Below are 21,582 nucleotides of genomic sequence, written 5' to 3'. Positions count from 1 at the left end.
CTTAAATTTTTCAAATAAGGATCTGCAGGAAAAATATATTATTAATTATAATTTGCATCCATTTCTTAAGATCAGATAAAAAAAATTATAAAATTTAATAATTAGATTATTTTAATTAATACGAATGTTCTATAAATATAAAATCATTATTAGATTTCATAAAATAATCACAATTTTAAAAAAAAGTAATTTGTCTTAATTTTTACGAACTATTAGGTTGTATAAAAACAATAAAAAATAAAAGGATAATTTAAAATAATTATTTTAATTATTACGAATAGTCCAATAAATTATAAATAGTTTGAATTAATATAAATAGTTTAAATTAATTAAATAGTTTAAATTTATAAAAATAGTTTTTAAATATATAAATAGTTAGTAAAATATTAAATTAAATTTTTCAATATTTCGACAAAGAGATTAAAAAAAGATTAAAAAGGTTATAAATAAAAAAGAGAAATAAAATTAGTTTATCTCTTCTAATTCTTCCAATTCATCCTTAAATTTATAATCCTGGAATTGATAATACTTAAATCTATAAGGCATCTTAGCTCTTTTAGGCCTTTTTTTAGCTTTAGGTTTATTCTTATTTTTAAGCCTGTCTAATTGAGCTCTCTTCTTTTCCCTATTTCTTTGAGCTCTTTCAGCTTGAGTAGTAGCTAATAACTTTTTATTTTTTCTATGATGCGGAGAATTATAAGAGTTAGCTTGAACCAATCTTCTCCTGCTTCTGATTAAAGTGATTGACATTTTAAAACCTATCGCTAAAAATAATTAGTAAAAAATATAAAAGATCAATTATTTTTATTTTTAAAAAACTAGATTGTATTAGTTCTTTTATCTAAAGTATTTTGTATTTCATCGATTCTATCAACCACTACACGAATTGCTTGTTCACCGTTTCTAGTAGGATTAATACCTTGTTCTACTAATAATGCATCTCTAATATCTCTTAATCTATCAATGGAATCAATTTTCATTATAGTACTGTAAAACATAATTTTCACCAAAATAATCTAAATAAGAGTAGTAAAATTCTATATTATGAATTATATCTGTGTTTTAATTTTTAATTAAATACTATTTAAATATATGAATTTTCTAATATTAATAGTTATTAGTAAGTAAAATAGAAAAATTAGATTTGAAAGATAATAAAGATTTAAAGAAAAAGATATTTAAAAAGATTAAAACCAGAATTAAATTAAAATTAAAATAAGATAAAAATCATAAGAAAAAGAGATAAAAAAGATTAAAAATAAAAAAAGAGTAATATCTTAAAAGATATTACATTTATAATATAGTTACTTTAGATTGGATAGTATCAGCAACATATCCTAATGCAGTATTGGAATATGAACATTTCATAGTGTAAGTTCCAGAACTTAAATCACTTATAGTTGCAAATCCATTTTCATCAGTAGTTACCTTATATGTATCGATATCACAAGGGATTGTATTGTTTAAACCAATACTTAATCCTTTAACCGCATAATTAAGGAAGTTATTAGCCATTTCTGCAGCAGTTCTTCCATAAACATAATCCATATTATGATCATTTAAGTAAGTTCCAGGATTAGATAATCCTGTAAAGCTTAAAGGACTGTAATTATCATCATGAGCCCTTTTAAGCCAAGTGCAAGTTGCTAAATCAACTTGGGTTCTTGTGAATCCTAAGACTACTCTATTATCATATTGATTTAAATAGTTCTGATACCATTTGCTGCTCATATCATAAAACATACCACTGTCGCATCCTCCAAAGATACAGAAGATACAGGAATTTTCATAGCCATATTTATAAATATCCTTACAGTGTTCATTTGGACCGATATCATCATTAACTAAAACTTTATATCCTTTGGATCTTAATATTTGAGCTATATCGTTAATGAATTTTAAATCAGTTGCCTTATTGTATATGTTATCGGAGTCAATGATAATAGTTTTTGTAGTTATCTTATCTCCAGTTCCAGCAGCTTGATTACCATGAATGGAAGTTATGCTAACATTTTGATTAGCTATAGGATTTCCGTTTAAATCAGTTAATCTTACAGTAAACTCACCAGGGCCACTAGTCTTAATGTTTAATTTTGCAGTCACATTATTCAATACCTTAAGAGTTAAGGATTTACTTGAAGATTTATAACTAATAGAACCAGCATAATTTAATTTAACACTATATGATTTTACTGGAGAATTAATCTTCAATGATACTCTACCATTGGAATCTGTAGTTTTTGAGTATTTATCACCATTAAAGGTTATAACTACTTTTTGATTAGCTATTGCCTTATTGGAACTGTCTTTTAAGTAAGCATAGAAATACTTTCCTCTAACGACAGATGAATTTGCAACGGTGAACTTTGTACTAGCAACATAGGATTTCAATTGAAATGATTTTGTATAAGGTTTATAGTATCCAGAACCGGAATAAATGATTTTTGTAGTGTAATAACCCGGTTTATTATTAATCTTTAAACTTACTCTACCATTGCTATTAGTGGTTTTATAGAAATATTTATATCGATACTTACTATAGTAAAATTTAATTTTTACTGATTTGGATGCTAAAGGATTTCCTTTGCTATCTTTTAAGTAAGCATATAAATATTTACCTCTAATAACTGATTTGCTAGCAACTGTAATGTTAGTTTTTGTCTTATAAACATTTAATGTAAAAGACTTACTGCTTGATTTATAACTTGTATTACCTGCATAGGTAATTTTAGTTGTATATTTAGATGCAACAGAAGTTATCTTAAGACTAACTCTACCATTGCTGTTGGTAACTTTAGTGTAAGTCTTGCCTCTAAACTTTATCTTTACAGTCTGTCCTGAGATTGCTTTACCAGAACTGTCCTTTAAGTAAGCATATAAATATTTGCCTCTAGCAACTGATTGGCTTGAAACTGTAATCTTTGTAGCAGATTGATAAATATTTAATGAAAATGAATCATTGCTGGAAAGGTAATCTGAATCCTCATTAAAAGTTACTTTTAAAGTGTATTTACCTAAAAGTGAGCTGAATTTTAATGAGACAGCACCGTTATTATCAGTTGTTTTTGTATATTTATTGCCTCCTATATCCAAGGATAAAGTTTTTCCTGATATAGGATTACCATTACTATCTTTCAAATAAATATAAAGCACAGTACCTCTCTGTATTGAAGTTTTTGAGACAGAGATAGTAGTTTTTTCTTTGGAAACTTCTGTATTGGAAGTTATGTCATCTGAATCTGAACCTGCAGAATCACCGTTTCCATCATTTAAATTGGAATCTGCAGAATCTGTATTACCATCATCATTATTTGATTGGCCATCAGATAGGTTATCTGTTTGTAAATTTTCTTCATTTTGATCTTCAATCAAATCAGAAGAAATTACATTGGTATTGTCAACTGAATCCATTCCTATAACATCAGCTGAGTTTATACCAGTTAAATCATTGTCATTTATTTCATTAGCTGATATTGCATTAATACCCAAGAACAATATTAATACTAAAATCAGGGTAAATTGTATCCTTTTCGATATATTTACACCTCCATTTTGAAATAAATTGTTCGTATAAACTATATTGTTTTTAAATTCTTGTACTTAAAAATTTATTTTTTATCTTATATATACTTTTAGTAAAAAATGGGCTTTTTTTCAAAAAATAAGCACAATATGTTATTATTTGGGAAAATAAATAACGGATATCCATTTTTTAAAATTCATTTAAAAAGCAATTAGTTTTTCTATTTAAAAACTAATATTCAATAATTAATTAAAATGTCTATTTTTCAATAAAAACAATTATTTTTAAGTTAAAATAGAAATAAAGCAATTTAAGAAAAAATCATCATACATGAATGAATCGATTAAAGATTAACTTGTTTTTTGTTATTAAATCTAATAATAAGCAAGTATAAAGTATTATTTTCGAAAAATAAGGATTTTAATAAATAAAATTTAATATAATTAATAATATATTATTATTTTAGATAATAAAATTTATTTCAATGTATTCCACTTATAAAAACTAATATAAATATTAAATTATAAAAATAAAAAATAAAATTAAAATTATTTTTAATGTTTTTGAGGAATAAAAATGAATTCGGATTTAAAAGAAATAATATTGATTTTCCTTAAAGGATTATTTATGGGATCTGCAGATATTGTTCCAGGTGTTTCTGGAGGAACAATCGCTTTAATTACAGGAATATATGAACGTCTAATTTCTGCTATAAGCAGTATCAGATTTAGCTTTTTAAAACCATTATTAAAGGCTAATTTCAGCGAATTTAAAGAAAAGCTAATCGATGAAATTGATTTTGAATTATTCATTCCATTGATTTTAGGTATTGGAATAGCATTTATTACTCTTGCAAAAGTCATCAGCTATTTGCTTGATACCCAAACAGCATATACATTTTCATTCTTCTTAGGCCTTATATTGGCTTCTGCATATATCCTTTACACAAAATTAGAGAATTTCAATATCAAATTAATCGTTATATCCCTAATAGGAATTATTCTCTCTTATATATTTGTAGGATTAAATCCAATTGCAGCTAATCATAGCTTGATTGTAATATTCATTTCAGGACTTATAGCAATATGTGCAATGATCTTGCCAGGAATCTCTGGGTCCTTTTTATTATTGCTACTTGGACAGTACCAATACATGCTAAATGCTTTAAATTCAAGAAATCTAGTAGAAATTTTTGTTTTTGGTATAGGTGCAGTAATAGGTATTTTAGGATTTTCCAAACTCTTGAACTATTTGCTTGAAAGGTATGAATCAGCTACAATGGCATTTTTAATAGGAATTATGGTTGGAACATTAAGGTTACCTGTTATGAAAATAACATCTACAATTCAAGGTTCCTGGATTCCATGCATTATTTTAGCTTTAATTGCATTTGTACTTATTATCGTTTTAGAGAAAAAATTTAAAAAAGAAGAATAATTGTTAATTAATTAAAAAAATGAAAATTATCCCTTAATTATCAGATTTGGTGAAAGAATGGGCTTATTTGACTTCATAAAAAAAGAAAAAAAGGACAAAAAAGACAAGGATAAGAAAGATAAAAAAAGAGGGGAAAAATCAATTGATTTCTCTTCAATAGACAATATAAGCCCTGAAGATTTAAAAAATGCTAAAGAAAAACGTCTTAAAAATGATTCACGTACTAAAGAAGAAATATTGAAAGATGAAACATTTAGAAGCGTCGCTATGAACCATAGCAACAGAAACAATAGAATTGCTGCAGTTATGGAAATGAAATCTCAAGATGTTTTGGAAGATTTAGCTATTGACAATAAGGACAGATATGTAAGAACCATTTCCGCTTCTAGAATTACAGACCCCAATATTTTAGAGGAATTGGCTTACAATGCAAAGTATAGCGATGTTAGGCAGATTGCTTTTGACAAATTAGGAAAAGTTAATCATGCCCTTGGAGAGATTGCCAAGTATGATAAAAAAGGAAAAGACAGATTATCTGCAGTTCGTGAAATAGATGATGAACTTGTACTTATGGATTTATGTTTAAATGCTAAAGATCAAAAAGTGAGAATGCTTGCAATAGAAAAGATTGAAAATAATCAGATATTAACTGAAATATTGAAAAATTCCTCTGACAATAAGATATTTAATAAAATAATCAATAAGGAAAGCTTTTGTGATGAAGAGATTTTATCTGATATTGCAAAAAGCAATGAATATGACAAGTTCATTAGGGTTGAAGCATTAAATAAGTTAGATACTAATCAAAATAATGAAACCATAAAAGAGATTGCATTCAATGAAATAGATGAGCATGTATGTTCAGCAGCAATAGATAAATTAGACTCAGAAGATGATTTGATTGAAATTGCATTGAATTCAAGCTATTCATCATCAAGAATTAAAGCTACTGAAAAAATCGAAAACGAAGATGTTTTAAAAGAGATTGGATTGAATGATACTGATAAGTTTGTTCGTATTGAAGCAATAAAACATGTGAAAAATGAGAATATTATTAAAGAAATATATCTGCAAGAGAAAGATAGCTTTGTTAGAAGTGAAGCTATTAAGAATATTAATTCTTTAGTTAATTTAATTGATATTAGTATCAAAGATGATGATTTAATTGTAGCTAAAAATGCTTTAAATAAAGTCATAAGCAATAAGGAAAATTATATTGATAATGGATATGATATCAAAGATTTTGAAAATCTTTTAAAGAATGTTGCAAACGAATCAAAACATGAGGAAATAAGTAAATTAGCAGTTAATAAGATTGCCAATGATGATCTTTTAATTGAAATCAGCAAAGAATCCATTTATTCCGATTGCCAAATGGAAGCAGTATCTAAAATTAAATCAGAAAAATTATTGGCTAAGATAGCAAAAAGCAATAATGATTCCAATATCAGATTAAATGCAATTAGAAGAATTAAGGATAAAAAGATTTTAGAAGAGATTGCAATCAGTGGCGAATACAGTGATGCACGTATAGAAGCTATTTCTAAAGTTAAGAATCAAGAGATATTGGTTGATTTGGCATATAATGATAATGATTCAAAGATCCGTGAATCCGCTTGTAAAAACATTCAAACTGTATCTGTTTTAGATGATATAGCTATTAAAGATGAAGATAAATATGTAAGGGAAGTAGCTAAAAAAAGGTCAGCATTGCTTAAAAAATAGAAATATTATGTAAATAGTAAATAATTTATAAAAATAGTAAAAATTTATAAAAATAGTAAATAATTTATAAAAATAGTATAATATAAGATTAAAATAGATAAAAAATTAAAAAACTTATTTTTAAAAAAATAAATTTTAGTAAATAATAGAAAACTATTATTTACTTGCATTTTCTTCAACTAACTCTTTTGCATGAGCAGTTATATTCTCGCTTAAGACTTCTTTTAGGAAATCTCCTGTATAAGTTCCAGATTCTGCAATCTCTTCAGGTGTTCCAGTAGCAATGACTTCTCCACCGCCATCTCCACCTTCAGGACCTAAATCAATGATATAATCTGCTGTTTTAATAACATCCAAGTTATGCTCAATCACTACAACAGAGTTTCCTGCATCTGTCAATCTGTTTAAAACGTTTAATAATTTCTTTATATCATCAAAATGAAGGCCGGTAGTAGGTTCATCCAATATGTATAATGTTTGACCAGTGCTGGATTTAGAGAGTTCTTTAGCGAGCTTTACCCTTTGCGCTTCACCTCCAGAGAGAGTGGTAGCAGGTTGTCCTAACTTTATATAACCTAAACCGACATCATATAAGGTTTGAAGCTTTTTAGCTATTCTTGGTACATTTTCAAAGAATTTCAAAGCCTCTTCCACAGTCATTTCCAATACTTCATAGATATTCTTTCCCTTATAACGGATATCCAATGTCTCATCATTGTATCTCTTACCTTTACAGACTTCACAAGGAACATAAACATCAGATAGGAAGTGCATTTCAATTTGTATGATACCATCACCATAACAGGATTCACATCTTCCTCCTTTCACGTTAAAACTGAATCTTCCAGGCTTATAGCCTCTCGCCTTGGATTCTGGAGTTTCTGCGAATAATTCCCTGATTGGAGTGAATACCCCTACATATGTAGCAGGGTTAGAACGTGGAGTTCTACCGATAGGAGTTTGATCTATTCTAATGATCTTATCGATATTCTCAATTCCTTCGATATAATCATGCTTTCCGGGATGCAAATACTTCTTATTGATGATAGTTGATAAACCTTTATACAAGACCTGATTGATTAAGCTGCTTTTTCCAGAACCGCTTACACCAGTAACACATGTAAAGACTCCCAGTGGAATATCTACATCAACATTTTTAAGATTGTTCTCTCTAGCGCCTTTAACAGTCAAGAATTTACCGTTTCCGTGTCTTCTTTCAGTATTGATTGGGATGGTTTCCCTTCTTGACAAGTATTTACCTGTAATGGAGTCTGGAGATTTCATTATCTCTTCTGGACTTCCTTCAGCGATGATTTTACCACCATGTTCACCAGCACCAGGACCTATGTCAATGACATAATCTGCAGATAAAATTGTCTCTTCATCATGCTCTACGACGATTAAAGTGTTTCCAATGTCTCTTAAATGCTTTAATGTGCCAATTAATTTTTTATTATCCCTTTGGTGAAGACCAATACTTGGTTCATCCAAAATATATAAAACCCCAACAAGTCCAGAACCTATTTGGGTAGCAAGTCTTATTCTTTGTGCTTCCCCACCGGATAAGGTACCAGAAGACCTTGACATTGTAATATAATCCAATCCTACATCAACAAGGAACTTCAATCTTGCCTTAATCTCTTTCAAAATCTCCTTTCCAATGAACAACTGTCTTTCTGTGAGTTCTAAATCCTGGAAGAATTGATAGCTGTCCTTAATGGATAAGTCACATACATCCATAATGTTCATATCACCTACAGTTACAGCTAAAACCTCAGGACGAAGTCTTCTTCCACCACAAACAGGACATTTGCGGTCACTCATGAACTTAGAGATATAGCTTCTGTTATAATTGGATTTGGTTTCAATGTATAATCTTTCCATTCTTGTAATTACACCTTCAAACTTACGGTTTACTCTGTAAGACCTGTTTCTTCTTTTGAAAGCAAATGCTACCTTTTCATTTGAACCGTAAAGAATAATGTGTTGCTCTTCTTCAGTTAAATCCTTGAATGGAGTGTCCATGCTAAAGCCAAAGTGTTCAGAGACTGCCTTAAGCATTTGATAATAGTAATTTTCCTTTTTAGTTGATTTTGACCATGGAACTATTGCTCCATCATTTAAGCTTAGGTTCTTGTTTGGAACAATCAAGTCAGGGTCCATTTCCATTTTTGTACCAATACCATTACATTCTGGACATGCCCCTTGAGGTGCATTGAATGAAAACATACGTGGAGTCAATTCCTGGAAACTTATGCCGCAGTCGGTACATGCAAAGTCTTCTGAATAGGTTTTTTCATATGTTGATTCATTTCCTTCATCATCCCTTTTATTAAACATGACAGTTACAAGACCTTCTGCAAAATTACAAGCGGTTTCTACAGAATCTGATAATCTTCTTTGGAAGTCAATTCCTTCCCTAATGACAAGCCTATCCACTACAAGCTCTATGTTATGCCTGAAGTTCTTTCCAAGTTCAATATCCTCATCAAGACCTCTAATTTCACCATCTACACGGACTCTAACAAAACCTTTTTTTCTAAAATCATCTAAAATATCCTTATGCTCACCTTTACGGTCCTTTACAACAGGAGCAAGCACATGTATCTTAGTTCTTTCTCCCTCTTCAATAATGGATTCTGTTATCTGTCCAATGGTTTGATGAGATATTTCCTTACCACAATTAGGACAATGAGGAATTCCTATTCTTGCAAACAATAAACGCAAATAATCATAAATTTCTGTAATGGTACCTACAGTTGACCTTGGATTTACCTTTGTAGTCTTTTGATCTATTGAAATTGCAGGGGATAATCCTTCGATATAATCCACTTCAGGCTTTTTCATTTGGCCTAAGAACTGTCTTGCATAAGCTGATAATGATTCAACATATCTACGCTGTCCTTCAGCATAAATGGTGTCGAATGCAAGTGTTGATTTACCTGAACCACTTAAACCTGTAACAACTACAAACTGGTCCCTTGGTATGGATAAATCAATGTTTTGGAGGTTATGCTCCCTTCCTCCCTTTAGTATAATGTTTTTTCTTTCGGTACTCATCTTCTCACCATTAGTTATAAGTAAATTAATTTTAGTTTAATATAATAATTGATTAAATGTTTTTAATTTTTATATAAAAATTTGTTATATTATATATAAATCTAAGCAGTAAGAGCTTTTGAAAACTAATAATTTAGTTTTTATTCATACAAACTAATATTAGTCCTAACTATTATATAAATATATGTTATATATGTATAAATTTGTAAAAAGTTAATAAAAAATATTTTAAAATAAATAAAAAAGTAAAAATAAGTATTTAATAAGAAATAGAGTAAAAATAAAATAAAAATAGAAAAAAAGTAGAAAAAAAGTAGAATAAATGTAGAAAAAAGTTGAATAAATGTAGAAAAAAGTTGAATAAAAAGATAAAAAAAGAAAATATGATAGATTAGCTATAATCTGCTAATCTTTTAATTCTCTTAAGCATGTCTGGGTGAGTGGACAATAATTCCATAATCTTATTGGAAGTGCCTACATTCACTTTAGAATCCCTTAAGACATTTAGCTCATCAGCACTGATTGTACCGTCTTTATCCAAGTCCAATTGAGCCAAGTTATTGAATTCATTTCTTGCATTTGAGATATCAGTTAAGAAAAATGCTTTAGTTCCTTCAATATCCTTAATTTCAGATTGTGGAACTCTTGCTGCACCATAAACCAATTTATATAATGCAGAAGCTAATTTTTCAGGCTTGCAACCTAATTCCACACTTCCTGCATCAGCATAATATTCTCTTATTCTTGAAATGAAAAGTACAATCAACTGTCCCAAGAAGTAAGCGATCAATGCTAAAATACCTAAAATAGGTCCGCCATTATCGTTGTCTCCACCACCTGAAAACATAAATGAGAACGCTAAATAGTAGCAAATAAGTGGAATTGCACTTACAACAGTTGTAATGGCCATATCATTATGTTTAATATGGGACATTTCATGACCTAAAACAGCTCTAAGCTCTTCCTCATCAAGTAAGCCAAGGATCCCTCTTGTAACACATACATGTCCGCTGCGTTTGGATCTGCCGTATGCAAAAGCATTAGGAACCATGGTATTAGATATTCCCACTTTAGGCTTAGGGATATTAGCTGCAGCAGCCAATTCAGATACCATTTGATGGAGTTGAGGAGCTTCAGCTTCACTTAATTGATGAACTCCCATTGAACTTTCTACAATCTTTGGGCCAAATAGATATTGCAAGAATAAAACAACTAGACCTGCAATTGCATAGAATCCATAAAAGCCCCCATATCCTAAGAAGTTACCGGCAAGCATGATTAAAACATACACTATACCAAACATAACCACCATGGCAAGCCATAATCTTAATTTGAGTTTCCAAGTTCCTTTCATATAAAAACCCCTTTATATTTTTATTTAAATAATCTTGATAATTTTATAATATTATTTTTTATAAATATTACTCTTTTAGTATTTAAATATATCCTTATCAAATATAAATTTTATAATTTTTTTAAGAAATAGATGAGCCTATAAATCATTATTAGAAGCTAAATAAAGTTGTTTGTCCTTTATCTAGTTTTTCCTCTTTTTTCTCTTCTTTAGATTTATCATCAGAAGATTTCTTTTTTCTTAATTTTGATTTAGGGCCATTGCTTAATGAGTATTCATTAGCTATTTCATCCAATTCATCATCATCAAAATCATCAAATATATCTATTACAGTATTGTTTTTATGGGAATCGATATCATCAACTTCCTCTTCAATGAAGTCTGATTCAATATTTTCCAATTCCTGAGGTGGGATCTCTCTAAAAATACCATCTTTAATGGTTTTTCTCCATTCCTCTTTTTCTTCTTCCCTCATTTCAGCTTTGACCTTTTCCATCTTATTTATTACAGATTTTGGAATCTTTTTCTTTCTGAAGAATTTGATCTCATCATCTTCAAGCTCTAAAAAGTCTGAAATTTCCCAAGCAACTTCATCATTTTCAAACATTATCTCAAAATATGGGAAAATGGTATATGCCACTTGAAGTGAAACATGCATCTTTTCTTCCATTTTAGAAGCTATTTGATCCCTTAAAGCTCTTTTACCACGGGTTCTTCCCATCATGGAAAATGCCATAGGGCTTACAACCTTGCTGAATTTACGATAGGTGTCCCTTTTGGATACTGATACTCCAACACCCATAAAGTCTGATGCATATTTCCAATAGCCATAATATTGGCTTGAACGGGTTCTTCCAAAGTATAGATCAGCTTGAGAAATCATTTCATAAGCCTTTTTGACTTCTAAATTGCTTTCATATTCCCTTGGAATATTCTCAGCAATATACTCCATAACCAATGTCGGATCCTCATTGTTTTCAAACATTGACCGCTTTACATGCTCTGGATTCTTGCTTTTCAATACCCTTGTTACAGTGTCAAATATAGTGCTTGTATTGTCCTTTTGGCTAGTTGAATCAAGAGCCTCTTCTGTGAGTTCCCCTCCATTTTCAACAAGTGCCTGTAAGGTATTTACTGCAGAACGCAAATCTCCACTGGATCTTTTGGATAATTTCATCAAAACATCCTTATCAACTGCAATCTCTTCATTCTTAAGAACTACATCACGTAAATATTTATTGATTGAAGGAGATTTGATCTTATCCATCTTGATAACTTGGGCATTTTTCTTTATAGTGGTTAATTTATTGCTATAAAAATCATTAGCCATCATTACAATAGGCTGTTTGCTTTCCTTAATGATTTTATTTAAAGCTTTAGTTCCACCCCTATCATTGGTTCCATGAATACCATCCACTTCGTCCATTATGATTAATTTACGATTATTTCCAAATAGTGAATAGGTATTTGCTGATTCTCCAATGGTTGTCATCAATAAATCATGTGAACGCTTGTCACTTGCATTGAGTTCTATATATTCGGAGAATTCATTTGCAATGATATGAGCGATTGTGGTTTTACCAGTTCCTGCTGGCCCTATAAGCAATAAAGGTGGTTGTGGTTCTCCATTTTTCCACTTTTCAACCCATTTTTGAATAATTGCTTTTTGCTTTACATTACCGACTACATCATTAAAGGTCTTTGGCCGGTATTTATCTGTCCATAACATAATTGTTACCTGAAATTAAAATATAATTCATAAAAATTACTATCAATATGAAAATCTTATAATTTTACTTTCATAGATTTTACTATTTTTCTATAAGATTTTCTATAAGAATTTAGCCAATAATGCCTCTAATTGAATTCTTGGATTAGCTCCTTCCCTAATTCTGAAATCTGTTTCAGCTATTGCTCCAATTAAATTCATATAGATATCTCCATCCATTTGTCCATTCATCACTCTGGAAGAGACATCCTGGTAAATCTGATTGACCATATCCTCTCCGCTTGTACCTTGCAAGATCATAACTTCCCTTAGGATTTCACGGGATTTCATAAAGTCTCCCATTAAAGCAGCATTGACCATTTTCTTAATTTCTTGTGGTTTCGCTTTAGATACAACTTCAAATACATGGTCTTCAGTTATTGAACCTGTAGATGCTGCAGATTGCAACATATTGACAGATTTACGCATATCCCCTTCTGCGAAATTGACTATTGTGGTTATTGCTTCATCCTCATATTGGCAGCCTTCCGCTTCTGCGATATATTTTAATCTATCTGCTATTTCTTCAGCTTTAATTGGGGTAAATCTGAATATAGCACATCTGGATTGGATAGGATCAATTATTTTGGAAGAATAGTTACAGGAAAGTATGAATGATGCGGTTTTGGTATACATTTCCATTTCACGTCTTAAAGCATGCTGTGCATCTTTAGTCATGTTGTCCACTTCATCAAGGAAGATAATCCTGAATGGAGCTCCAACAGGTTTTAAACGGCAGAAATTCTTAATGTTTGTTCTTACAGTTTCTATCCCTCTTGCATCTGAAGCATTCAATTCCAAGAAGTTTTGTCTCCAGTACTCGCCTAAAATTGATTTGACAAGTGCAAGAGCAGATGTTGTTTTTCCCACTCCTGCCGGACCGGTAAACATTAAGTTTGGCATGCTTCCTTCTTCTACATATTGCTTTAATCTGCTTACAATATGCTTTTGTCCAACAACATCATCTAAAGTTTGTGGTCTGTATTTTTCTACCCAAGGTCCTAACATATTATCACTTTATAATCATTAATTTCATTTATTTTTTAAATTAAACCGTTTTAAATCATTATTTAGACTTAAAATTTATATTTGGAAAATACTTAAAATATATTTTTTTATACTATATATAATATGATTTTCATATTTTTTAAAACTTATTATTTTTATAGTTACATATTTAATTTTCATAGATTTTAATAAAAAAATTTTAAATTAACTCATTATATAAACTTAAAAAAAATGAGTAATAAATTATCTAAAACTATTTAAAATAATTAAAAAATTTAATAAAAAAAAGAATAGAAACTATTTAAAATAATTAAAAAATTTAATAAAAAAAAGAATAGAGAATAAATATTCTCTAATTATTTAAAACATTAGATATCAACGGATTCAGGCAATTCTTCAGTGATTGAATACTCTAAAGTTGCTAAAGTGAAAAGCTTAAGCATCATTTTAGGGGAAAGGTCTTTTGCTCCAATTCCACTAATTCCCACATAATTAGGAACAGTATCCTTTTGATCCATCCAGCTATGGACTCTTTGAGCCATGCTTAAGTAATCTGCCTTGTCTATGGATTGGCTTAAGTCTTCGCCAGAAGGATTAGACGCCTTTTTAACATCTTCCACTTCAATTGAAGAATCCTTATTCTTATCAATGTTCAAGAGATATTCAGAGAAGATATAAATGCATTGGCCTTCATCATATTCATTTCCTTTATATTCAATAGTTGAGAAGGCATAATTCTTTTCGGAAACCATTTTAGCAAGATTAGGAACGTCTTGCATTTCAATTTCAATTAAGGAATCATCAGAAGCATCATCACTGTCATTTGAATCATCTGAACCATTATTTTCTGTATTATTTAATCCATCATCTGAATCATTAGTATCTGAATCTGTAGAAAATCCAGGAATTATAAAGGAATTTTCAGAATCCTCCTTGTCAGAATCAGATATAATGTTTTTATCAGATTTATTCTTATTTGCAGAATTATCTGATTTATTGACTTTTTCAGTAATGGTTTTTGATGAATTGTTCTTTGAACTGTTAGTTTGATTTTTAATCTTATTTACAGTTTTATTTATATCTTTACTGGTTTGATTGGTCTTGTTTTCAACCTTTTCAGTTAATGTTTTACTTTTATTAGTACCATTTTTTGTATCATTTGTTGTGTTATCATTCTGCATTTGCGCTTGAGTAGGATCATTATTTGCATTATCATTTAAGAATCCATTGTCATCTGTAGGAAGGATAGTACTGAAACCATCATCACCTCCAGAACCGCCATTATAATAGGCCATTCCGGTTACAGCTCCAATAGCCAATATGATAACTAAAGCACAGATTATAGGCACCTTATACATACTAAAGAATGATTTCTTAGTATTTTCTTCAATAACTTGCTTTCTAAATGTGTTTACTGGAGTTAAAACGGTTCCACATTCCTTACAGTATTTGGAATTGGAATCATTGGTTTTTCCACAAGTAGGGCAAATTCTTGATGAATTCAATTGGAAACCACAATTTCTACAGAATTTCTCTTCATCATCATTTACTGTATGACATTTTGGACAAATCATATTTTTCACCCCCGATAGGTTAAAAATATTTATGAATATCTGATTTATGAATATTTAATCAATATAACGAAATAAATTATTATATAAAATATTCATCACTATTATATTAGTTAACTAATATTTAAATATTTATATTAAATAAGAGAGAAAAATAAGAAAAAAGATTTAATAAATCTGATAGAATCTATTTGAAAAATAAATTAATAAATAATAAAAAAAGATTTAATAGATTGATAAAATCTATAAAAAAAATAAATAACAAATAATAAAAAAAGATTTAATAGATTGATAAAATCTATAAAAAAATAAATAACAAATAATAAAAAAAGATTTAATAGATTGATAAAATCTATAAAAAAAATAAATTAACTAATAAATAAAAAAATAAAAAAAGAGTTTAGGAAAGATTATTTCTTTAAAAAGTGATTAAGTTCCTCTTTGGATATTATACCTTTTTTGAATAAAGCATTAAAAATATCTTCAGAGGTAATGCATCTTAAATCATATTTCTCCAAATAATCCTTTATGGCATTAGGATTATTATAAGCTACAACTCCCTTGTTTTTAATTGCTATGGCAATGGAAGAAGCTTCTCCATCCCCTAAAATCTGATTCTTTTTGTCATTTTTAATTTCATAATATATATCAAATGTCTTTGTGTTATATGAAATTTCCTCAACTTTAACGAATTCCTTATCCACAAGTTCATTTAGTTTGTCTTTTATAAAATCAGGAATGCTCGGATTGTTTAAAGAATTAAAGACTTTATTGGAAATAACAATGTGACTGAATAATTCCTCCAATAAATCAGTTCTTTTTATCTTTAAAAAGTATAACAAGCAGTCTATATCATAAATTATTTTCATATTCACCCTCTTTACATATATTCATTAGTTTTCTTAAAAACTACAAAATCCCTTTACTAAACCTTCACATCTTAAAATCATTGATTTTAATTTAAAAACTAAACCTTTGCATATTAATTAAAAATTCTTTAAAAAATTAAAGAATTCCACCCCTATTAGAAAAATTTATAGGTTAGATCACTTCTAAAAGCATCCAATAGCAATTCATCACGTTTTCCAGGGCTTATCTTATTATCATTAAATGCCTTTTCGACTGATCTAATGTATTTACCTAATGAGAAATATTTTTCAGATTTAGTGGATGGAACATATAAAGTATCACTAAATCCATTGATTCTAGCATTATAACCAATTTGAACTGACCTAAGCTCCTTACACTCTTCAAGACTTATGAAATCATGTTCTCTAAGTCTGAATAGCATTGCATGATGGCTTATTTGGAAATATTGCTCAGCTCTTATGATTTCTTCTAAGGACCATTCTGTGAGATTGTTAACTTTTGCATATCTTTCCAAACCTTCATAAGTCATAATAAGGTAAGATGCAAAGATGTTTGCTTCTATTTCTGAATCATCATCATTTGAAGCTTCACAGATGATTAAATCTCTCTTATCCTCTTCAAAGAGCAAATGATATAACTCATGCGCTAAAGTAAATCTTTGTCTGCCTTTAGACATATTAGTATTAATGCAAATAAACATATCCTTAGAGGATTGTTCATTGGAATCTTTTAATTCCTTTAGCTCATTTACATCAATGCCATTTATATCCTTTATGCACATGCCGCTTGTATTGTCAGACATTGGATAAAAAAGAATGGTTAAATCAGGCAATTTAGATAGAACTATAGAGAACAAATCAATTGGACTGTAAGGATTCAAATCCCAGTCTCTCCTTAATTCCACTGCCAAGGAATTCAATTTGATCTTATCTCTCATCCTCATCACCATCATTCAATTCATTTAAAAATCGCATATTCATGATTATCTTATGCACTGAAGAAATGCAATCCAAATCCTGTTTAGCTGCATTCTTTGATCTGAATGAAAAATTGATTGAATTATATTCATCGCTTTTGCAAAGGATGTAGGAATCACTGCATCCATAAAGTGAACATAACTTATCAAGGAGAGATAAATTCAAATTACGATTACCAGATTCAATCTGAGACAATAAGGGCTGAGAAATCCCTAAATAACTTGCTAAATCAGATTGAGATAATCCTTTGGACTCTCTAAGTTCCTGTAATCTTTTACCTATCTTTTTCATAGAATCACTATAATATCTCTAATATTATTTTAGTAATAAAAATATATAAATATATCGATTAAAATATTACAAATAATTTTTTTTCATATAATTTTTAAAATAATTTTCTAATTTAAATATTATAAAATTTAATTAAATTTAAAAATATTTATAGAAAATTGATATTTTTAAGTAAAATTCAGTTAAAATGAATAATTTATAAAAATTAATATTTTTTTAATAAAAAAAATAAAAATAAATAAAAAATAAGAATTATTACAAAATAGAATATTTTTGATTTTTAACAAATAAATATTATTGCTAAATGGAACATTTAGATATTTTAAAAAATAATAAAATTAAATAAGTAAAATAACAAATTACTATATAAGCAAGAACAGGAGAAATAATATGGCAATTCCAGAAACCTATGATTTAGTTTTACCTTTACTTGAGATAATCAAAGACAAGGATGAATATAAAGTTCAGGAAGTTACAGAAGAAGTAATAGATTACATTGACATTTCTGATGAAGACAAGGAGATAACCTTACCAAATAACGAACCTGTAATAAATTCAAGAATCAGCACTGCAAACACTTACCTTAAAAAAGCTGAATTGATTGAATCCAATCGTTTTATGTACTTTAATATTACAGAAGAAGGTTTAAGATTATTGGATGAGAATCCAGATAAAATAACTGAAGAAGATTTAATGGAATACGATGGATTTAGAGAATATAAAAAGGTATTTATTCATGATGACACTAAAAATCTTGACATTAATGAATTGAATCCAACAGATGCCTTAAGAGAAAGCTTTAAAAAGCAAATGGAAAGTGTTCAAAAAGAGATTGAAGATGATATGAAAGAAGAGAATAAAAAGGCTCAGAATAAAAAATACTTCCAATCCAAGGAATATGATGATTCAAATAAGGTCTTTGGCATTAAGGCAGACAGAGAAAAGATAAAAGATAAGGAATATGATGATGAAGAATACTCAAAATGTCATCATAAAAAGCATAGACATAGCAAAGGTAAAGGAAAATGTCACCACAAGCATGACAAGGACAAATGCAGATGTCATAAGCATGGCCATGGCAAATGCAAATGCAAATGCCACCGTAAAAAAGTGGTTTTCAATATTGAATTCTCACCTGCAGAGGAATTATTGAACTATGCAGAACTCTTGGAAAAAGGCTATTTGACTAAAGAAGAGTTTGAAAAGAAAAAAGAAGAATTATTGAATATTGAATATAAAATTTAAGAAAAAAAATTTTAAAGATTGATTAGACCAATCAATCTTATTTACTATTTTTTATTGTATAATAATTTAATTTTTAATTAAAATAACTATTTTAAAGCATTTCACAGTAAATGTTTACCGCATTTTTAACCATTTCATCTTTGGATTTATTGTAAGCATCCTCTAAATAGAATGAAACTTCTGTTCCTTCATAGATGTAATCCTTATCATCCTTGAATTCATAGGTCTTGAAATAGTAAGATTTGCCATTTGCCTTAATGAATCCTGCTTTTCCATCAGGAAATACCTTGTCTATGACACCATATTGCCTTTCCTGACCAAAGTATTTCATGCTGATCCACATGTTTTCATATTCTTTATATAAAGATTTGAAGTCTGTATTTTCCAAATCAAGACCATAACTCTCTAATAAATCCTTTAATTCATCATCAATAGGCCATTCCTTAGCGTTTCTAATTACATAATACATGTATTTATTCATGATTGCCTCATCTTCAAAGCCTTTGATTTCCAAAATGTCTCCAACTAAAGAGAATAATTTAACTTTGTTTTCAAGCTTACCGTCACGAGCCAATATTCCTTTTGCAGCCCATTTCAATGATTCATCAAATTCCTCTTTGAAGAAGTAATTTTCAGCCATATCCCTTGATATATACCAATCCTGCTTGGTTTTGTAGATGTCCTTTAAAAAATCAATGGAATCATCATACTCTCCTAATTCCTTATAGGATTTAGCTATTCTTAATTTAAACCAAACGTCATTGTTGTTATTGAATTCAGGAATGGTAACCAATGCATCCTGACAATACTTGATTGTTTGATCGTATTTATCAATTTCAAGTAATGCTTTAGTGGTTTGAAGATAGTAATTTTCCTTATTGGAATTCATTGTCACCTCAGCATTTGGCTTGAATTGCTGATTGCTTAATTTTTTAGGGTCTAATTTAGATGCCCAACGCAATACATCCAAATATTTTTCATTTTCTGTATAGATCTTCATTAATCTTATTACAGATAAAGTGTATGGGCATGGTTTAGCTGCTTTAGATGAGTCCTTTTGACTAACAACACTAACTATCTTTTTAGCAGCCTCTTCGATTTCATCATTGAATTCATTATCCTTAACCTTTACAAAGTATAAATCCCAAGCATATTTATCCTTATCTCCTTGGCTTAATTCTCCATCAGCTTCCAATGCCAATTCATAATGCTCTAAGGATTCCTCATATTTCTTTACCTTATTGTATGCTCTTGCTTTTTCTAAATTAACTTCTACACTAGACATTGTTTTCCCCTTTTTATATGAATTATTATTGTCAATTTAATTTTTTTTATTGTAATATAAAAATACTATAAAATCCGTTTTATATAAATATTATTAATTTTTTCAAAAATAGTTAAAAAAAGAAAGTAATTATAAAGAATACTAAAAAAAGTTAAAAAAAGTAAAAAAATAGTTAAAAAAAGTTAAATAAAAAAGTAGAATAATGATTAAATTATTCTAATAATAGTTTAAGCAAATTGCAACCTACCAATTCACCTAATGCACCATCTTTAACGCTGTCTTCATCGTAGACCAAAACATCATCTGCTTCATCTTTTGATGAATATATAGCAATAGGGACTGGATCTCTTGTATGTGTACCAACATCAATTGGAGTTGGATGATCAGGCAATACTGCAATTTTAAAGTCCTTGTATTCGTTTTCTAAAACTTCAACTAATGGAGCAAGGATATACTTGTCAATGCTTTCAATGCCTTTAACCTTTTCTTCAAGGTTTTTAGCATGTCCTGCTTCATCAGGAGCTTCTATGTGAACAAATACAATATCATTGTCCTTAAGTGCATTTACAGCATATTCTCCTTTTGCATTGTAATCAGTATCAAAGAATGCAGTTGCTCCTGGAACATCTAAATTAGTGCAGCCGGAACATACACCTAAACCTTTAATCAAGTCTACACCAGTGATTACAGCTCCTTTAAGGCCATAGACATCTTCCATTTTAGGCATATCCGGCATAGTTCCTTGACCCCAGAACCAAACCATATTGCAAGGTTCCTTGCCTTCTTCAATTCTTTTTTGGTTTACTGGATGATTTTCCAATGCTTCTTGTGATTCAAGCATGATTGCTTTTACTTCATCTGCAAAGGAATCAAATTGAATCTTGTCTTCAATAGTTTCTCCAACAAAGTCATGTGGAGGAACCATATCCAATTTTGCTAACTTTTCAGCATTTTCCTTATCATTATATACAAATAAATGTCTGTAGCTTACTCCAGGATAGAATTTCCCCTTAAAATCAGGGTATTTATCATTAAAGTATTCATTTAAAGCTTCCATAAGCTCTGCAGCTTCCTCTGAGGAAATGTGTCCTGCATTTGAGCTTGCCATCAATCCATCCCTTTCGGTAATGGTATTGCAACGGAATACAACATCTCCTTCTTTTGTATCTACACCCATGCTTGCAGCTTCGAGAGGTCCACGACCAGTATAGTATTCCAATGGATCGTAACCGAAAATGCTCATATTAGCCACATCTGAGCCTGGAGGCAATGTTTCTGGCACATTTTGAATTAATCCTGTTTTTCCTTCTCTTGCTATTTTATCCAAAACGGGCTTATCAGCTATTTTAAGAGGAGTTTTTCCATCTATTTCCTCTATTGGATAATCACTTGCGCCATCTTCTATAACAATAACATATTTCATTATAAAACTCCTTTTCTTTTAACAATGTTATTAAATAAGTATAAT

Annotated in this window: 16 protein-coding genes; 3 read left to right on the top strand and 13 right to left on the bottom strand. The window is 29.3% G+C overall.

The genetic code is table 11. The annotated features are described in order from the left end of the window. Positions 1–465 precede the first annotated feature (465 nt). The 3 genes from QZU90_RS01415 to QZU90_RS01405 form a co-directional block, all read right to left on the bottom strand. Entirely contained in the window at positions 466–750 is a 285-nt protein-coding gene (locus tag QZU90_RS01415; RefSeq protein WP_295605227.1) for a hypothetical protein, read from the bottom strand. Positions 751–818: 68 nt separating this feature from the next. After that, on the bottom strand, positions 819–998 hold the full coding sequence (locus QZU90_RS01410; RefSeq protein WP_295605225.1) for a hypothetical protein: 180 nt from the start codon (positions 996–998) through the stop codon (positions 819–821). A gap of 295 nt (positions 999–1,293) precedes the next feature. Next, positions 1,294–3,489, bottom strand: a complete 2,196-nt coding sequence (locus QZU90_RS01405; protein ID WP_296855090.1) for a hypothetical protein — start codon at positions 3,487–3,489, stop codon at positions 1,294–1,296. A gap of 661 nt (positions 3,490–4,150) precedes the next feature. Between QZU90_RS01405 and QZU90_RS01400 the strand changes: the two genes are divergently transcribed. After that, complete coding sequence (locus QZU90_RS01400) at positions 4,151–4,960, top strand: DUF368 domain-containing protein (protein WP_295605357.1); 810 nt, start codon at positions 4,151–4,153, stop codon at positions 4,958–4,960. A 57-nt stretch (positions 4,961–5,017) separates the two neighbouring features. Continuing rightward, positions 5,018–6,685, top strand: a complete 1,668-nt coding sequence (locus QZU90_RS01395; protein ID WP_295605221.1) for a hypothetical protein — start codon at positions 5,018–5,020, stop codon at positions 6,683–6,685. 156 nt (positions 6,686–6,841) lie between these two features. On the opposite strand, the gene uvrA is transcribed toward QZU90_RS01395, so the two are convergent. The 8 genes from uvrA to QZU90_RS01355 all read right to left on the bottom strand — a co-directional run bounded on the left by uvrA (position 6,842) and on the right by QZU90_RS01355 (position 17,584). After that, the gene (gene uvrA, locus QZU90_RS01390; RefSeq protein ID WP_296855088.1) at positions 6,842–9,745 is read right to left on the bottom strand and encodes an excinuclease ABC subunit UvrA; all 2,904 of its coding nucleotides are present in this window, start codon (positions 9,743–9,745) and stop codon (positions 6,842–6,844) included. Between the two features lie 391 nt (positions 9,746–10,136). Continuing rightward, positions 10,137–11,099 (bottom strand): zinc metalloprotease HtpX, encoded by a 963-nt coding sequence (locus QZU90_RS01385; RefSeq protein WP_295605219.1) that lies wholly within the window; start codon positions 11,097–11,099, stop codon positions 10,137–10,139. 151 nt (positions 11,100–11,250) lie between these two features. Next, positions 11,251–12,828 (bottom strand): replication factor C large subunit, encoded by a 1,578-nt coding sequence (locus tag QZU90_RS01380; RefSeq protein ID WP_296855085.1) that lies wholly within the window; start codon positions 12,826–12,828, stop codon positions 11,251–11,253. 102 nt (positions 12,829–12,930) lie between these two features. Then, positions 12,931–13,875: a replication factor C small subunit gene (locus QZU90_RS01375; protein WP_295605215.1), complete on the bottom strand. Its 945-nt coding sequence runs from the start codon at positions 13,873–13,875 to the stop codon at positions 12,931–12,933. A gap of 368 nt (positions 13,876–14,243) precedes the next feature. Next, positions 14,244–15,449, bottom strand: a complete 1,206-nt coding sequence (locus QZU90_RS01370; protein ID WP_296855083.1) for a zinc ribbon domain-containing protein — start codon at positions 15,447–15,449, stop codon at positions 14,244–14,246. Positions 15,450–15,856: 407 nt separating this feature from the next. Further along, entirely contained in the window at positions 15,857–16,315 is a 459-nt protein-coding gene (locus tag QZU90_RS01365; protein WP_296855081.1) for a hypothetical protein, read from the bottom strand. 155 nt (positions 16,316–16,470) lie between these two features. Continuing rightward, positions 16,471–17,253, bottom strand: coding sequence for an ImmA/IrrE family metallo-endopeptidase (locus QZU90_RS01360; RefSeq protein ID WP_296855079.1), 783 nt, complete (start codon positions 17,251–17,253; stop codon positions 16,471–16,473). After that, the gene (locus tag QZU90_RS01355) at positions 17,243–17,584 is read right to left on the bottom strand and encodes a helix-turn-helix domain-containing protein (RefSeq protein ID WP_295605207.1); all 342 of its coding nucleotides are present in this window, start codon (positions 17,582–17,584) and stop codon (positions 17,243–17,245) included. Before QZU90_RS01355 ends, QZU90_RS01360 begins: the two co-directional genes overlap by 11 nt. A 390-nt stretch (positions 17,585–17,974) precedes the next feature. Here QZU90_RS01355 and QZU90_RS01350 point away from each other — a divergent pair, with 390 nt between their 5' ends. Beyond that, positions 17,975–18,829, top strand: a complete 855-nt coding sequence (locus QZU90_RS01350) for a winged helix-turn-helix domain-containing protein (RefSeq protein WP_296855076.1) — start codon at positions 17,975–17,977, stop codon at positions 18,827–18,829. A gap of 91 nt (positions 18,830–18,920) precedes the next feature. Here QZU90_RS01350 and QZU90_RS01345 read toward each other — a convergent pair whose 3' ends face one another. Together QZU90_RS01345 and QZU90_RS01340 are read right to left on the bottom strand one after the other, a co-directional pair. Beyond that, positions 18,921–20,114, bottom strand: a complete 1,194-nt coding sequence (locus QZU90_RS01345; RefSeq protein WP_295605203.1) for a lipopolysaccharide assembly protein LapB — start codon at positions 20,112–20,114, stop codon at positions 18,921–18,923. 211 nt (positions 20,115–20,325) lie between these two features. After that, positions 20,326–21,537 carry a cofactor-independent phosphoglycerate mutase gene (locus tag QZU90_RS01340; RefSeq protein ID WP_296855073.1) on the bottom strand — a complete coding sequence of 404 codons (1,212 nt, stop codon included), beginning with the start codon at positions 21,535–21,537 and terminating at the stop codon, positions 20,326–20,328. Between the last annotated feature and the right edge of the window lie 45 nt (positions 21,538–21,582).

Origin of the sequence: uncultured Methanobrevibacter sp. (assembly GCF_902784195.1) — an archaeon.
Lineage (GTDB): Archaea > Methanobacteriota > Methanobacteria > Methanobacteriales > Methanobacteriaceae > Methanobrevibacter.
The sequence above is the reverse complement of the archived record's forward strand: the minus strand, read 5'-3'. Positions and strand labels throughout refer to the sequence as shown.

Excerpts from the sequence above, each read along its gene's own strand:
- QZU90_RS01415 (WP_295605227.1), bottom strand. The coding sequence starts at position 750 with ATGTCAATCACTTTAATCAGAAGCAGGAGAAGATTGGTTCAAGCTAAC.
- QZU90_RS01410 (WP_295605225.1), bottom strand. The coding sequence starts at position 998 with ATGTTTTACAGTACTATAATGAAAATTGATTCCATTGATAGATTAAGA.
- QZU90_RS01400 (WP_295605357.1), top strand. The coding sequence starts at position 4,151 with ATGGGATCTGCAGATATTGTTCCAGGTGTTTCTGGAGGAACAATCGCT.
- QZU90_RS01395 (WP_295605221.1), top strand. The coding sequence starts at position 5,018 with ATGGGCTTATTTGACTTCATAAAAAAAGAAAAAAAGGACAAAAAAGAC.
- uvrA (WP_296855088.1), bottom strand. The coding sequence starts at position 9,745 with ATGAGTACCGAAAGAAAAAACATTATACTAAAGGGAGGAAGGGAGCAT.
- QZU90_RS01385 (WP_295605219.1), bottom strand. The coding sequence starts at position 11,099 with ATGAAAGGAACTTGGAAACTCAAATTAAGATTATGGCTTGCCATGGTG.
- QZU90_RS01380 (WP_296855085.1), bottom strand. The coding sequence starts at position 12,828 with ATGTTATGGACAGATAAATACCGGCCAAAGACCTTTAATGATGTAGTC.
- QZU90_RS01375 (WP_295605215.1), bottom strand. The coding sequence starts at position 13,875 with ATGTTAGGACCTTGGGTAGAAAAATACAGACCACAAACTTTAGATGAT.
- QZU90_RS01370 (WP_296855083.1), bottom strand. The coding sequence starts at position 15,449 with ATGATTTGTCCAAAATGTCATACAGTAAATGATGATGAAGAGAAATTC.
- QZU90_RS01365 (WP_296855081.1), bottom strand. The coding sequence starts at position 16,315 with ATGAAAATAATTTATGATATAGACTGCTTGTTATACTTTTTAAAGATA.
- QZU90_RS01360 (WP_296855079.1), bottom strand. The coding sequence starts at position 17,253 with ATGAGAGATAAGATCAAATTGAATTCCTTGGCAGTGGAATTAAGGAGA.
- QZU90_RS01355 (WP_295605207.1), bottom strand. The coding sequence starts at position 17,584 with ATGAAAAAGATAGGTAAAAGATTACAGGAACTTAGAGAGTCCAAAGGA.
- QZU90_RS01350 (WP_296855076.1), top strand. The coding sequence starts at position 17,975 with ATGGCAATTCCAGAAACCTATGATTTAGTTTTACCTTTACTTGAGATA.
- QZU90_RS01345 (WP_295605203.1), bottom strand. The coding sequence starts at position 20,114 with ATGTCTAGTGTAGAAGTTAATTTAGAAAAAGCAAGAGCATACAATAAG.
- QZU90_RS01340 (WP_296855073.1), bottom strand. The coding sequence starts at position 21,537 with ATGAAATATGTTATTGTTATAGAAGATGGCGCAAGTGATTATCCAATA.